Source organism: Sphingobacterium shayense (assembly GCF_013179575.1).
Classification (GTDB): domain Bacteria; phylum Bacteroidota; class Bacteroidia; order Sphingobacteriales; family Sphingobacteriaceae; genus Sphingobacterium; species Sphingobacterium shayense.
The window spans coordinates 1-13,596 of record NZ_JABMCQ010000012.1 but is presented as its reverse complement, the minus strand read 5'-3'; the positions used below and the strand labels follow the sequence as shown (position 1 = coordinate 13,596).

Annotated in this window: 12 protein-coding genes and 1 pseudogene; 11 read left to right on the top strand and 2 right to left on the bottom strand. The window is 39.4% G+C overall.

The features are described from left to right. Positions 1-77: 77 nt before the first annotated feature. The 7 genes from leuC (at position 78) to ilvA (ending at position 7,618) form a co-directional block, all read left to right on the top strand. Positions 78-1,475 (top strand): 3-isopropylmalate dehydratase large subunit, encoded by a 1,398-nt coding sequence (leuC, locus tag HP439_RS02980; protein WP_172388865.1) that lies wholly within the window; start codon positions 78-80, stop codon positions 1,473-1,475. Positions 1,476-1,479: 4 nt separating this feature from the next. Beyond that, a complete protein-coding gene (locus HP439_RS02975) occupies positions 1,480-1,761 on the top strand; it encodes an antibiotic biosynthesis monooxygenase family protein (RefSeq protein WP_172388864.1) in 282 nt (93 codons plus the stop codon). 12 nt (positions 1,762-1,773) lie between these two features. After that, complete coding sequence (gene leuD, locus HP439_RS02970; protein WP_172388863.1) at positions 1,774-2,358, top strand: 3-isopropylmalate dehydratase small subunit; 585 nt, start codon at positions 1,774-1,776, stop codon at positions 2,356-2,358. Continuing rightward, on the top strand, positions 2,358-3,821 hold the full coding sequence (locus HP439_RS02965) for an ATP-binding cassette domain-containing protein (RefSeq protein ID WP_172388862.1): 1,464 nt from the start codon (positions 2,358-2,360) through the stop codon (positions 3,819-3,821). The genes leuD and HP439_RS02965 overlap by 1 nt, the downstream gene beginning before the upstream one ends. Before the next feature lie 67 nt (positions 3,822-3,888). After that, positions 3,889-4,965, top strand: coding sequence for a 3-isopropylmalate dehydrogenase (gene leuB / locus HP439_RS02960; protein WP_172388861.1), 1,077 nt, complete (start codon positions 3,889-3,891; stop codon positions 4,963-4,965). An 88-nt stretch (positions 4,966-5,053) separates the two neighbouring features. After that, positions 5,054-6,211 carry a 2-isopropylmalate synthase gene (locus tag HP439_RS02955; RefSeq protein WP_172388860.1) on the top strand — a complete coding sequence of 386 codons (1,158 nt, stop codon included), beginning with the start codon at positions 5,054-5,056 and terminating at the stop codon, positions 6,209-6,211. A gap of 159 nt (positions 6,212-6,370) precedes the next feature. Continuing rightward, positions 6,371-7,618 carry a threonine ammonia-lyase IlvA gene (gene ilvA / locus HP439_RS02950; protein ID WP_172388859.1) on the top strand — a complete coding sequence of 416 codons (1,248 nt, stop codon included), beginning with the start codon at positions 6,371-6,373 and terminating at the stop codon, positions 7,616-7,618. A 29-nt stretch (positions 7,619-7,647) separates the two neighbouring features. On the opposite strand, the gene HP439_RS02945 is transcribed toward ilvA, so the two are convergent. After that, positions 7,648-8,049: a hypothetical protein gene (locus HP439_RS02945; protein WP_172388858.1), complete on the bottom strand. Its 402-nt coding sequence runs from the start codon at positions 8,047-8,049 to the stop codon at positions 7,648-7,650. Between the two features lie 91 nt (positions 8,050-8,140). Here HP439_RS02945 and HP439_RS02940 point away from each other — a divergent pair, with 91 nt between their 5' ends. Beyond that, the gene (locus HP439_RS02940; RefSeq protein ID WP_172388857.1) at positions 8,141-8,656 is read left to right on the top strand and encodes a DUF2911 domain-containing protein; all 516 of its coding nucleotides are present in this window, start codon (positions 8,141-8,143) and stop codon (positions 8,654-8,656) included. A 135-nt stretch (positions 8,657-8,791) separates the two neighbouring features. On the opposite strand, the gene HP439_RS02935 is transcribed toward HP439_RS02940, so the two are convergent. Continuing rightward, positions 8,792-11,200 (bottom strand): S9 family peptidase, encoded by a 2,409-nt coding sequence (locus tag HP439_RS02935; protein ID WP_172388856.1) that lies wholly within the window; start codon positions 11,198-11,200, stop codon positions 8,792-8,794. A gap of 398 nt (positions 11,201-11,598) precedes the next feature. Between HP439_RS02935 and HP439_RS02930 the strand changes: the two are divergent. The 3 genes and pseudogenes from HP439_RS02930 to HP439_RS02920 form a co-directional block, all read left to right on the top strand. After that, positions 11,599-11,853: pseudogene (locus tag HP439_RS02930) on the top strand (glutaredoxin family protein); the annotation flags it as partial. 30 nt (positions 11,854-11,883) lie between these two features. Next, positions 11,884-12,291 (top strand): class Ib ribonucleoside-diphosphate reductase assembly flavoprotein NrdI, encoded by a 408-nt coding sequence (gene nrdI / locus HP439_RS02925; RefSeq protein ID WP_172388854.1) that lies wholly within the window; start codon positions 11,884-11,886, stop codon positions 12,289-12,291. After that, a partial coding sequence (locus tag HP439_RS02920; protein WP_281358165.1) for a ribonucleotide reductase N-terminal alpha domain-containing protein occupies positions 12,251-13,596 on the top strand: 1,346 nt, incomplete at its 3' end. The genes nrdI and HP439_RS02920, both read left to right, overlap by 41 nt.

The window sequence follows — 13,596 nt, the reverse complement described above, 5'->3', positions numbered from 1 at the left end:
CAGGTGATAAACAAAAAGTTTGACGTGGGTTTTCTGACCCCAAACAAATAAAACTTCAGAAAAAATAGAGAAGAGAAATGGGAAAAACATTAGTTGAGAAGATTTGGGATGCGCATGTCGTGAAGCGCCAAGATGGCTTCCCAGACGTTTTGTATATCGACACACATTTAATTCACGAAGTAACCTCACCTCAGGCTTTCGATGGCCTTCGTAAACGAGGACTTTCTGTTTTACGTCCAAACCAAACAGTGGCTACAGCGGACCACAATGTACCAACATTAAATCAACATCTTCCTATCCAGGAAGAGTTATCGCGCTATCAAGTAGATATGCTGACGAAAAACACGACAGAATTCGGTATCGAGCTATATGGATTGGGACATCCTTACCAAGGCATCGTACACGTTATTGGTCCGGAATTAGGTATTACACAACCTGGTAAAACGATGGTTTGTGGAGATAGTCATACCTCAACACACGGTGCGTTTGGGGCGATCGCTTTTGGGATCGGGACTTCCCAAGTTGAACAAGTTTTCGCTACACAATGTCTGTTGTTGCAAAAACCGAAGACGATGAAAATCGAAATAAACGGTGAGCTTGCAAAAGGCGTCGGAGCAAAAGATATCATACTATATGTCATTTCTAAAATTTCTGCAGCAGGAGGTACAGGATATTTCGTAGAATACGCTGGATCAACAATCCGATCATTATCCATGGAGAGCCGGATGACAATTTGTAATATGAGTATCGAAATGGGTGCTCGTGGAGGTTTAATTGCACCTGACCAAACCACTTTCGATTACCTAGAAGGCCGTGAATTTGCCCCAAAAGGCGAAGAATGGAACAAAGCCCTTAAATATTGGAAAACATTATACTCCGACCAAGAGGCCGTCTTTGACGCTGTCCTTGAATTTGACGCAGCGGATATTGAACCAATGATTACTTACGGCACAAATCCGGGAATGGGAATTGGGGTTACACAAAACATCCCGTCTCTAGCGACGCAACCGTCCTCGGAACAGCCTTCATTTAAGAAATCATTAGACTATATGGGTTTTAAAGACGGGGAACCTATATTAAATAAGCCTATAGACTATGTCTTCATCGGTTCGTGTACAAATTCGCGGATAGAAGATTTACGCGAAGTAGCGGCTTTTATTCAAGGAAAACAAAAAGCAGAAGGTGTTGAAGTCTGGATCGTACCGGGATCTAAACAAGTGGAAGCGCAAGCAAGAGAAGAGGGCATTGACGTCATTTTCCAGGCTTCCGGATTCCAACTCCGCGAACCAGGATGTTCAGCATGTTTAGGGATGAATGAAGATAAAATCCCCGCAGGAAAGTACTGTGTGTCGACCTCCAATAGAAATTTCGAAGGTCGTCAGGGACCGAACGCACGAACCATGCTAGTTAGCCCGTTAACTGCTGCTGCTGCTGCTATCACCGGTAAGGTTGTTGATGTAAGGACAATGATCTAAGGTTATGATTCTGGAGATTGCTATATTATCCATAAAAAAAGGGTTATCACATGACTTTGAAAAAGCGTTTGCTCAATCAGAACCGTTGATTTCCTGTCAAGTTGGCTACCTATCGCATGAATTAAGGAAGTGTATGGAACAAAATGACAAGTATCTTTTACAGGTACAATGGGAAAGTTTAGAGAATCACACCATTGGATTTCGTAGCTCAGTAGAATACCAGCAATGGAAGAGCGCCCTTCATCATTTTTACGACCCTTTCCCTATTGTAGAACACTATATTTAATGAAGTATAGAAATGAAAAAATTTGAAAAAATAACCTCTCCGGTAGTACCCCTACCTATTGAAAATATCGATACCGATCAAATCATCCCCGCTCGCTTTTTAAAAGCGACTACACGTGATGGCTTTGGGGACAATCTATTTCGTGACTGGCGTTACGAAAGTAACAATCAGCCCAAAGCTGATTTTGTATTAAACGATCCTACGTTTCACGGAAAAATCCTTGTGGCCGGTAAAAACTTCGGTTGTGGCTCATCCCGCGAGCACGCTGCTTGGGCTATCCAAGATTATGGTTTCGATGTAGTGATCAGCTCCTTTTTTGCAGACATCTTTAAAGGTAACGCATTGAACAACGGTGTACTGCCAATACAGGTACCTGAAGATTTCTTAGAAAAAATATTCGCTTCCGTTTTCGCTAACGCAGATAGCACCTTAACTGTAGACCTTGAATCTCAAACGATAATCATTGATCAAACAGGGGACAGTTTCTCCTTTGAAATCAACCCATACAAGAAATCTTGCTTAATAAATGGCTACGATGACATCGATTTTATCTTAAGCCACCAAGCACAAATCGAAGAGTTCGAAAAAAACAGATAATGAGCACCCCCCTCGTCCATATATCCGACTTAAATCTGCAATACGCGGGACAGCCCGTGCTATACAATTTAAATTGGAATATATACCCTGGCGAACATTGGATGATCGGGGGAAAAAGTGGTAGTGGAAAATCTTCTTTGGCGAAGGCCATTGTCTATCAAGAGAAATTCTTTGGCGAGATCAAGTACGGCTTTATAATTGAATCAGACTTACATCCAAAAGCACATTATGTATCAAATTGGTACCAATTTGCAAATTTGGAAGGCGATAGAAATTTCTACTATCAACAACGGTACAATAAACACCAACAAAACGACACCTTAACTGTCTTTGCCGATTTACTTCACTTTGGGGAGAAGAACAACCTTGATTTCCAAACAGTGGAACCGATTTTAGATGCGTTAGGGTTCAACAACTGTCGACAAACCCAATTGATTGAACTCTCTAGTGGCGAACATAAAAAACTGCAGTTGGTTCAATCTTTATGGCTTAAACCTCAACTACTTATTTTAGACGAGCCCTATACGGGACTTGACAAAAACGCGCGAATTAACTTGAACAATCAATTAGATCTTCTTGCTGCTCAAGGGAGTACGCTCGTTTTAATCAGCAACGATCGTTCCATACCATCTTCAATCAATAGGTATGCAGAAATTATGGATGGAAAATTGAAAATAGTAAATAATAGCAAGGCGTTTTCTCAAGATGAAACACGCCAAAGCAAAACGTTTCCATATTTTCTACAAAAAGATCCCGAGGGAGATTCTTCAACGATCGTCGAGCTGCGTAATGTTTCCGTAAAATACGGCGAAAAGCTAGTATTAAAAAATGTAAACTGGAAAGTAGACCGAGGCGAAAAGTGGTTGCTTCAGGGGCATAATGGCTCAGGTAAATCAACTTTATTAAGTTTATTGAATGGCGACCATCCACAAGCATACGCGAGCGACATTTGGTTATTTGGACAAAAAAGAGGGACAGGGGAAAGTATTTGGGACATAAAAAAGAAAATTGGAATCATCTCTCCCGAGCTTCATTGGTATTTCGACAAGACCGCAACGGTTTGGCACACTGTAGCCTCGGGGTATTACGATAGTATTGGATGGTTTCTCAAAGTTAAATATGAAGAACAAAAACAAATTGAGCAACTTTTAGATTTTTTTGATCTGCTTGAAGTCAAGGACAAATTATTACACACACTGCCTCTAGGTAAACAACGGCTTGCTTTACTCGCAAGAACCATCATCAAGAACCCACAGTTATTAATCTTAGATGAACCATGCCAAGGCTTAGATAGAGGGCAAACGGCACATTTCAATGCAGTGGTTGACGAACTTAGTATGTACGGTAAAACATTAATCTACGTGGGACATTACGAATCACATTTGCCGCGCTGCTTAGATCATCGTTTAGAATTACAAGAGGGAGAGATTCTTACCTCTGAAGATATTTTTGAAAAAATTTAATAAAGTGAATACTATGGAAAAACGGTAATAAATTTTCTGTATTTCGGTGGTATGTAACAAATATACAATGAAGAAAAACATCCTAATTATTCCTGGAGATGGAATAGGTCAAGAAGTAACAACATGGGGTAAACAAGTTTTAGAATCTATTGCTAAACAATATAACCATGAATTTAGCTTTCAAGAAGCGATTATGGGGCATACTGCGATTGAAGCAACCGGCAATCCTTTGCCCAATGAAACGCTAGACAAAGCGAAAGCCTCTGATGCCATTCTTTTTGGTGCGATCGGACATCAGAAATATGATAACGACCCGTCGGCGAAAGTAAGACCAGAACAAGGACTACTAAAAATACGTAAAGAATTGGGCCTATACGCGAATTTGCGACCAATTTTATTATTTGATGAACTTTTGGACGCCTCTAGCTTAAAACCAGAAGTGTTACGTGGAACAGATATCCTTTTCTTCCGTGAATTAACAGGCGATGTCTATTTCGGCGAGAAAAAACGTAATGAAGATGGCACATTTGCCTCTGATCTGATGAACTACAACCGCTATGAAGTGGAACGAATCGCGCGCAAAGCATACGACGCAGCCCGAACACGTAATAAGAAACTTTGTTCAGTTGATAAAGCGAACGTTCTTGAAACCTCTCGACTTTGGCGCGAAGTGGTTCAAGAAATAGCAGCAGAATATCCTGATGTGGAAACGGAACACATGTTTATTGATAACGCAGCAATGCAACTAGTTAAAAACCCTAAAAAATTTGATGTCGTCCTAACCGCCAATTTATTTGGCGACATCTTAACAGACGAAGCGTCACAAATAGCTGGATCAATGGGAATGTTGGCGTCAGCATCAATAGGTGATGGCACAGGTTTTTTCGAACCAATTCATGGCTCCGCACATGACATCGCTGGAAAGGATAAAGCAAATCCATTAGCATCAATCCTCTCGGTAGCGCTCATGTTAGACATTGCTTTCGGTCTTCAAGATGAGGCAAAAACTGTTACAAATGCTGTAGCGACAACACTAAAGGAGGGTTGGAGGACTGGCGATATTGCCAATGAGAATACCCCGACTGAAAAGATCTTAGGAACCAATGCTATGGGAGCTAAGGTTCTAGAGTTTTTAAAGAAATAATTAACTGAGTATATTCATAACAAATTAGAAAACTCAAAAACGTTAGGCAAAACGCTAATTGGTGTTTTTAATTTTTTAAATTTACATTATGCTACACGATCCGAATCACTTATATATTTTCGACACGACACTTCGTGACGGCGAACAAGTCCCAGGTTGCCAATTGACAACACCAGAAAAGATTGAAATCGCTAAAGATTTGGAATCGCTCGGCGTTGATATCATCGAAGCAGGATTTCCTGTATCAAGTCCAGGAGATTTCCAATCCGTTGTTGAGCTATCAAAAGCAGTAAATGACGTAATTATTTGCGCGCTTACGCGTGCCAATAAAAACGATATAGATGTTGCGGCTGATGCGTTAAAATATGCAAAGCGCCCGCGTATTCATACAGGTATCGGTTCTTCCGATATGCATATTAAATATAAATTTAATTCTACGCGCGAAGAAATACTTGAACGTGCCGTCGAGGCAGTAAAACATGCAAAAAGCTATGTAGAGGACGTGGAATTCTATGCAGAAGATGCCGGTCGTGCTGACTTGGAATACCTTGCGAAAATGGTTGAAGCCGTAATTGCTGCAGGTGCGACAGTAGTAAATATTCCCGATACGAACGGGTATTGCTTACCTGATCAATATGGTGCCAAGATTAAGTTTTTGAAAGAAAATGTTAGCAATATTGATCAAGCTATCATTTCCGCTCATTGTCACAATGATCTTGGACTTGCGACAGCTAACTCTATCGCTGCGGTGCAAAATGGAGCTCGTCAAGTAGAATGTACGATTAACGGTATCGGCGAACGCGCCGGAAACACCTCTCTTGAAGAGGTCGCAATGATCATGAAAGTCCATTCACAACATTTTCCAGAATTGAGTTCGAAGATCGATAGCAGACTATTTACACAAATATCGCGTAAAGTCAGTTCAATGATGCGTATGCCTGTGCAACCAAATAAAGCAATCGTAGGTAAAAATGCCTTTGCACACAGCTCAGGAATTCACCAAGACGGCTTTTTAAAACATAGGGAAAACTATGAAATTATCCGTCCCGAAGACGTCGGTTTACATGAAGCAGATATCATTTTGACTGCACGTTCTGGTCGCCATGCGCTAAAACATCACTTAGAACGTCTGGGGTATCAATTAGATAAAGAACAACTCGCGAATACTTACGAGAGATTCCTGGTGTTAGCAGACTCGAAGAAAGACCTCTGCGACGACGACTTGGAAACGCTAATGCAATCGTAAAGAAGCAAAAAGAATAAGAACGAAAGACGTTCTTATTCTTTTTTAGGCATATTAACCTGAAGATTATACCAATCAGGAGGAACCCATATAAATGTATATCTTTTCTATAAGCGCAAAGCTTAGTCGTATTGGAAAATGCCTGCCAAAATAACTTTTTAAATGGATTTATCAACTTTAACCATAGACGCGAACGAAGCTGCTAAACGTATTAGCACAGTTGTTAATCGTACGCCATTACAATATAACCAGCATCTATCTGAACAATATGGTGCCGAAATATACCTTAAGCGCGAAGACCTTCAGGTCGTGCGTTCTTATAAACTCCGTGGCGCATATAATAAAATAGTAAGCCTTAGCTCAGAAGAGGCTTCTCGGGGCGTGACTTGCGCAAGCGCAGGCAATCACGCCCAAGGTGTTGCTCTATCGTGTAAAAAGCTTAATATCAAAGGAACAATCTTTATGCCCGGACCGACACCTCGGCAAAAGATTACACAAACTGAGATGTGGGGCAATGGATACATTGAGATTGTGCTAACTGGGGACACATTTGATGACTGCCAAAAAGCAGCGTTAGAATATACCAGAATTCACAATATGACTTTTATTCCTCCTTTCGACGATCAAAAAGTTATAGAAGGGCAAGGTACCGTAGCAGTCGAAGTATTGGAAGACCTTCCCGATCTAGATGCTATTTTTATTCCTATCGGCGGAGGTGGTCTATCATCGGGTGTAAGTTATCATATGAAAAAACACGCTCCCAATGTTAAGCTGTACGGTATAGAGCCTGAGGGAGCCGCTTCTATGCAAGCAGCTATAAAAAATAATGGACCTATCGAGCTTGAACACATAAATAAATTTGTCGATGGAGCCGCCGTAAAAAAAGTAGGAGCACTTACCTATAGTTTAAGTAGTCAACTTCTGGATAGTGTAAAATCAGTCCCTGAAGGCAAAATATGTACAACGATCCTCGAACTGTATAACAAAGATGCTATTGTCGTTGAGCCTGCTGGTGCACTCTCCATTGCGGCCCTAGAATTTCATAAAGAAGAAATTAAAGGAAAAAAGGTCGTTTGTATTATTTCAGGAGGGAATAACGATATAGACCGGATGAGCGAAATCAAAGAATTGTCACTGCTATATGAAGGCTTTAAACATTATTTCATAGTTCGGTTTCCGCAGCGTCCGGGAGCACTTAGGTTATTAGTAACTGAAGTACTCGGCCCTAAAGATGACATCACGCGTTTTGAATATATTAAGAAAACCGAACGCGAACGTGGACCAGCCCTTATCGGTATTGAGTTAAATGATCCGAACGATTATGTACCCTTCATTGATCGGATGAAGTCCTATAAATTCGACTTTATTGAACTTAATAAAGATCAAACATTATTTGAATACTTGGTCTAGAAGATTTATAATGGCACCGTAAGAAAAGGCTACGGTGCTATTAGGAGCCGTTTTTCACCATGTCGAAGACGTTCCCAAAATATGCTACTATCCTCTGGTAAAATATCTGGCCAAAATAACTCGGTTATTGATTTATTCTCTTCAGTTGATATTAAAAACGTACCGTACAAAAAATAAAGAAACTCACGTGGTGAAATAAATTGCTTGTATTCATCCCGAATTTCTTTGTTAGCAGTGGCAAAACAACTATTCGAAAACGTATTGTCTCGAAGTAACATCAATCCTAACCGTTCTTGGATGTTACGTACCACACTCTCGTTTAACGCGAGCATTAAATCCTTCTCCCAACCATCCGGCAACGCCCATGGTTGTTCTTTATCGAAGAATCGAAATAGCTCCGTTATGTAAAGATTAAACACTTCATTTTCCATTAGACCTCGGTTCGATTAAAGTTAGCTATTTGTCTTATAATAAAACAAATCAATGGAATAATTGTTATATACTGGACTAAAAAATTATACCATGAAAATCACCAGTATTATATGCTTTTTAAGCATGATTTGTTTCATCACAGTTGCACAAACGGATAAAAGCAAAAGAGCGAGCCCTCTTGACAATGTAACAGTTACTACCGATGAAGGGATTAATATCAATATAACTTATAGTAAGCCGTCCGTTAAAGGTAGAGAACTAGGTGTAGATATCGCCCCTGTCGGTAAGGTATGGCGTACAGGAGCGAATGAAGCGACAACATTTGAGGTTGACCAAAATGTTACTATTGAAGGTAAATCGCTACCTGCTGGAAAATACAGTTTATACAGTATCCCTGGAGAACAGCAAACGACGCTCATATTTAACAAGACGTGGGATCAATGGGGCACAAAATATGACAAAAGTACGGATGCGTTACGTGTGGATGTAAATAATGGCTCTGGCGGCGAGTTCCAAGAACAATTTACCATCTCTGCGCAGCCGAGCGGGTTAATCACTTTAAGCTGGGGCGATTACGCTGTCCCATTCAATGTCAAGAAAAAATAAACCCTCTATACTTAAAAGAAAAGCTCTTTGGTTTTACAAATGGGATCAACGAGCTTTTCTTTTAAACAACAATCATACGTTGGTCAAAAACGGCATTAACGCATATTTATCCCCGTAGATAGGATTCGAAAAAAATTATTCAATTTTATTTTTCAAATATTTTTCCAAGAACTGGTCTTGTTCCCACAGTGTATGAAAAATATTCTCTTGTGATGCATAACCATGAGATTCTAGTGGCAGTATCACCATCCGCACCGGTGCACCCAAGTTTTTTAGCGCCTGAAAATACCGCTCGGTCTGCAACGTGAAAGTACCTGGATTATTATCTGCACCACCATGAATCAGCAATAAAGGCGTTTTCATCTTGTGTGCATTCATGAAGGGTGACATACGATTATATAAATTAGGATCATCCCAGTAATTTCGTTGCTCGCGCTGAAAACCAAACGGCGTGAGTGTGCGATTATATGCTCCAGAACGTGCAATGCCTACTGCGAACAAATCAGAATATGTTAAAAGATTCGCCGTCATGAACGCACCGTATGAATGTCCACCTATTCCTACTCTTTTACGATCGACAAAACCTAATTTATCAACAGCATCGATCGCTGCAGCGCCGTTCGCAACAAGCTGTTCTACAAATGTATCGTTTGGTTCATCATCCCCCTCTCCTATGATTGGAAAAGAGGCATCGTCTAATACCGCGTATCCTTTAGTAACCCAATAAACAAACGATCCATAATAAGGAAACGTAAACGCATATGGATTAGCTGTGCTTTGTCCCGCAGTTGCTTTATCTTTAAATTCGGTTGGATAGGCCCATATCAAAAGTGGTAACTTCTCTTCACTCCCTTTATTATAATTTGCTGGCAAATATAAAGTGCCGTTTAAGTCTACGCCGTCGTTGCGCTTATAATGTATCACCTCTTTGCTTACCCCTTCTAGTGAATGAAATGGATTTTTCAAATGGGTAAGAGCTATCGTCTCCCCCGATTTCATATTTTTTGTAAAATAATTCGGATATTCGGTAGGCGACTGCTGTAACACCAATAAATCGCCTTTTTCAATATCTAAAACACGCAATATATCTTCTTTTTTCTTTTCGATATTAGAAGTATAAAGCCGCTTCTTTTTTAACGTTTTTAAATTAAGTTCATCAACAAATGGAAATTGCCCTTTGTCTGTATATCCATCTCCTATCCAAAACATTTTGTCATTTTTTATCACCATGACATCAGTTCCATACTTGCTTTTATCGATAAATATTTGCCCCGGATCATTATAAACATCCTGTGAATTTCTATCTGAAATAATTTTTGAGGTTTTTGCCGTAGGATCTAGTAAAAATATCTTCTGATTCCGTGTGTCATACCAAGAAGAATATACTATTACGTGATGACTGTCTCCCCAAACAACTCCAGCATAGCGATCGTTTAGCTTCATCAATGATACCGGATTCTTATCAAACGGTGCATCCCAAGTAAATAGTTCGTCTCTAAACTCCGCTTCCTTAAAAGCATCACCGTCGTCAAGGGCCGCGACATACGTTAAGCTTGACGCCAAATCACTGCGCCAGCTTATATAACGTTTACCTTTCCGAGTTGATGAAAAACCCTTCGGTTGAATTTCTATCAATGGCGTTTCGCTGACTTTTTTTACTAATTTTCCAGATAAATCATAGACTGAAGTTTCTTGTGGAAAATTTCGGTATGGAACAATATAGGAAAAAGGTCTTTTTAACACTGTTACCAATAAATACTTGCCATCCGGAGAGAACGAACGTTGGGTATAAATTCCAGATTTTAACAATTTAGTTTGACTTCCTTCTAGATCTATCGAAAATAACTCTGTTTGTGTCAATGTCTCAAAATTAACTTCATCTTGAGGATTTTTAAGAAGATCTTGATAAGTACGTAATTGAGATACTTCTCCCCCACTAGTCGAAACCGTAGGACCCGTAGGTATATCTTTACTACTATCAATTAAAGGCTTACGAGTCGAAGGCAGTTTTGAAATCAACAATCTACCGCTGTCACGATACCAACGATAAGGGCTTCCCATATTCCCATTCAGATCATCTTGGGAAATTTTCTTTGCTTTTTTCTGATCAAGCTTCAAAAGCCACAATTCTACACCTTTTCCAGTGGTGTGTGTAAATGCCAAATATTTTGAATCTGGGGAAAACTCTAAGTTTTCAAGCTTTGCATCCTTTGGTAGCCCATCTATTTGTTCCTCCTGCTGAGAACCGAAAGGTCGGATTTTAATATTATTATGATATGTGGCACCACTCTGCATGTTAACAACGGGATTCATCCGTAGCCCAGCCAAACGGATCTCAGGACTATTTAGGTCTTCTAAGCTTTTATAGGTCGGTTTATATAGTGTAATTATCCATTTTTCATCGGGCGATAATATAACCGCAGGTGGTCGTTGATAATCCGCTAGCTCCAAAATTTCAGCGGACGGTCTTTGGAATGTGAGCTGTTCTTGGGCGCATAGCGTGGTCGTAATAAAAAGGAAAAAAATGCTATATATAAATTTCATAATCTATTTTTTCACTAAAATAACAATAATTTTTGTCCCAATTTAGAATTCCGAATCTCAGGTATTGTATATAAACCATTCGCTTACAGAGAGAAGAAATAATGGTCAAAATTTAGTCAGTTTTTACCCCCAATAATATACGTTTTTTTTTCTAAATTCAACACAAATATTTTAAGATATAAGAGGGTTTTAAAGTTATCAACATTCTATCCGCCATCTCTCTATCAGGCTTTTACAACTAAAAATAAGCTAGGGACGCTGTTTATACAAACGTATTCTCCAGCATGTGGAAAAGTATCGTTAACATGTGGGACTTAAATGTTGGATATTTGTTAAGCTTGAGACTCACACCTGAGCCAAGTATCGTGTATTAACTTCTAAGGGAATTAGCTTTCTCTGACATATTAAATTACAACAACATGGCAAGAATCATTAAATTCGAAAAAAATGACTGTGCACCATGCGCACAGGTATCGGCTTATCTGGATCAAAAGGGGGTAAGCTACGAAACGATCAACCCTTTCGACCAGCCTGATTTAGCGGCCAAATTCAAAATTCGTACTGTTCCAACCGTATTGGTTTTGGAAAACGAAGAGATACAGCAGCGTATTATCGGCTTTAAACCAGAAGAGCTGGCTACAATCGCACTTTAAGTAAAGTATTCACCTTAAATTAGGCGAGCTATGGTTCATTTATACTACGATTCAAAAACTGGAAACGTACAACGTTTTATCAACAAAGTGGTGCAAATCACAGGATGGGAAGCGCATAAAATAGAATCCGGAATAGAACTTGTTCAAGAAGGCCACTTGATTACTTACACAACCAAAATGGGTAGTGTACCAGATATCACATCCTCCTTTATGGATAAGCACGCTAACAAAATATTTTCGGTAACCTCTAGCGGAAATAGAAACTGGGGGAAAAACTTTGGTCTAGCAGCTAACAAGGTGTCCGAGGATTACGATGTGCCATTAGCAATGAAATTTGAACTTTCGGGCACAATGGAGGATATCAATCAATTTATAGAAATTATTAAACACCAATACAATGATAGCAAACGAGGTAGCAAAAAATTGGATATTGCTTAACAATGAGATAATGATTAAGCAAGACGACGAGTATAGCTTGCACAAGGATAAAGAAGCTGTACGCGCCTATTTCTTAGAATACGTAAACAAAAACACCGTATTTTTCTATAACCTGAAAGAGAAAGTCGATTACTTAATAGAAAACAGTTATTATATTGATTTCTATGAGTGGTTCACATTCGAGGAAATGGAAGAAGTATACAATTTTGTATACGCTAAGAAATTCCGATTCCAATCTTTTATGGCTGCTTTTAAATTTTTTCAAAGCTATGCTTTACGTGATGATTCCGGAGAAAAATTTTTAGAACGCTATGAGGACCGTGTTGTAGCTGTATCATTATTTCTTGCTCGTCAAGAGGGCGTAAAAAAAGCTATCGAATACGCTGAAATAATGATCAATCAAGAATATCAACCTGCTACTCCGACATTCTTGAACGCTGGAAAAAAACGGTCTGGTGAATTAGTTTCCTGTTTCTTGGACGAAATAGGTGACAACCTCAATGGTATTGGTTATGCTGTCGATTCAGCAATGAAGCTTTCCTCTATTGGAGGAGGTGTATCATTTAATATCTCGAAAATCCGCGCGCGCGGTGAGGCTATCAAAGGTGTAGAAGGTCGTGCTGGTGGTGTTCTACCTATCATGAAAATTCTCGAAGATACATTCTCCTATGCAAACCAATTAGGGCAACGTCCTGGAGCCGGAGCTGTTTATTTGAACATTTTCCACTCTGATATCGAAGAATTCTTAGACTGTAAGAAAATAAATGTGGACGAGAAAGTTCGTATTAAATCACTTTCAATTGGGATAATCGTACCTGACAAGTTCATGGAGCTTGCTGAAAAAGATGAAGCGTGCTATCTTATTTATCCACATACTGTGATGCAGGAATATGGTAAATATTTGGATGAGTTGGATATGGATTTGATGTATGATGAATTAATTACAAATCCGAACGTTAAAAAGAAAAAGATCAACGCACGCCATTTGTTGGTTCGCATTGCTCAAACTCAAAAAGAATCAGGGTATCCATATATCTTCTTCAAAGAAAACACGAATAGAGTACACGCTTTGAATGAAATCGGTCAGGTCAAGTTTTCAAATTTGTGCACCGAGATTATGCAAGTGTCTCAGGTTTCAGATATCGAGATTTACGGCAAAGAAGATAAAATTCGCTATGGCATTTCATGTAACCTCGGATCATTGAACATTGCAACGGTAATGGACAATAAGCGTATTAAAGAGACTGTCAAAACAGCGATGCGCGCATTAACAGTTGTTACTGATGTGACAAACATTGAAATGGT